This window comes from Micromonospora sp. M42 (assembly GCF_000568915.1).
GTDB classification, from domain to species: domain Bacteria; phylum Actinomycetota; class Actinomycetes; order Mycobacteriales; family Micromonosporaceae; genus Micromonospora; species Micromonospora chalcea.
On sequence record NZ_KK037233.1, the window covers coordinates 187,110 to 188,513 of the forward strand.

Genomic DNA, 1,404 nt, shown 5'->3' on the forward strand with positions numbered 1-1,404 from the left:
GCTCGGCGACCGGGCCGCCACCGGCGGCGTGCCGGTCGTCTGGGGTCGCTGTCCCGACGTCGGGCAGGCGCCACCGTTCTGGCTGTGGAACCAGGTGGTACGCGCGCTCGCGGCGATGCCGGACGCCGGCGCCACCGGCTCGGCGAGCCGCCTGGGCGGGTTCGCCGCCGGATCGCTGCCCGGCCCCGCGGAAGGCGGCGGCCTCGACCCCACGGCGCGGTTCCAGGTGTACGAGGCGGCGTCCGGCCTGGTGCACGCGGCGGCCCGGCGGCACGGCCTGCTGGTCGTGCTGGACGACCTGCACGCCGCCGACCCGGACTCGCTGCTGTTGCTGCGCTACCTCTCCGCCGGGCTGTCCACGTCCCGGGCGCTGGTGGTCGCAACGCTCCGTCCGTACGACCACGACCCGGCCCTGGTGGCGACGGTCGCCGAGCTGGCGCGCGGCCGCGACTTCGGTCAGCTCCGGCTCGCCGGGCTGGACGCCTCCTCGGTCGCCACCCTCGTCCGGCGCCGGACCGGGGTGGCGCCGCCGGAGCCGGTGGTGGCCCGCCTCGTCACCCGCACCGGCGGGAACCCGTTCTTCCTCACCGAGCTGCTGCGGTCCCGCACCGACGCGGCGGCCGACGCGGAACTGCCGCCGAGCATCCGGGACACGGTACGGCTGCGGCTCGTCGGGCTGCCCGAGCCCGCCCGACGCTGCCTCGACCTGCTCAGCGTGGCCGGACACGACCTGGACCTGCAGGTGATGGTGGCGGCGCTGGACACCACCGCACCGGCGGTCGCCGAAGCGCTCGCCCCGGCGTACACGGCCGCGCTGGTCACCGAGGCGGGGCCGGGCACCGTCACGTTCCGCCATCCGCTGATCGCCGAGGTCACCTACGCCGAGCTGGTCCCGCCGCGCCGGGCCGCGTTGCACGCCCGGCTGGCGCGCGCGTACGAGCGGGCCGCCGGTGTCGCGCCGGCCGAGCTGGCCCGCCACTACGGTCAGGCGATCGGCCTCGGACACGGCGAGGACCACCTGCGGTGGTCGCTGCGCGCCGCCGACGACGCGACGCGGCGGGTCGCCTACGAGGACGCGCTCGGTCACCTCGAACGCGCCGCGCACCGGCTGGCCCCGGCCGCGCAGACCTCGCCCGACGCGGCGTCCACCGAACTGACCGTCCAGCTGCGCCGCGCGGCGCTGTTGCAGATGACCGTCGGCGTCGGCAGCGACGCCGTCGACCAGGTCTGCGCCCGCGCCCGGGAGCTGCTGACGCTCGTCGGGCCGGACACCGACCTCCGGCACGCGCTCTGGGCGCTGGGTGAGCTGGCCGCCAACCGGGCCGAGTTCGCGATCTGCGCCGACCTCGCCGGGCGCCTGGTGCGGTCCGCGGACGACGGCAGCGGGCTGATCGCCGTGGCCGG

General features: G+C 77.6%; 1 protein-coding gene. It reads left to right on the forward strand.

Annotated features, from left to right (window positions below; all coding sequences use genetic code 11):
* A partial coding sequence (locus MCBG_RS00625) for an ATP-binding protein (protein WP_043329950.1) occupies nucleotides 1–1,404 on the forward strand: 1,404 nt, incomplete at both ends.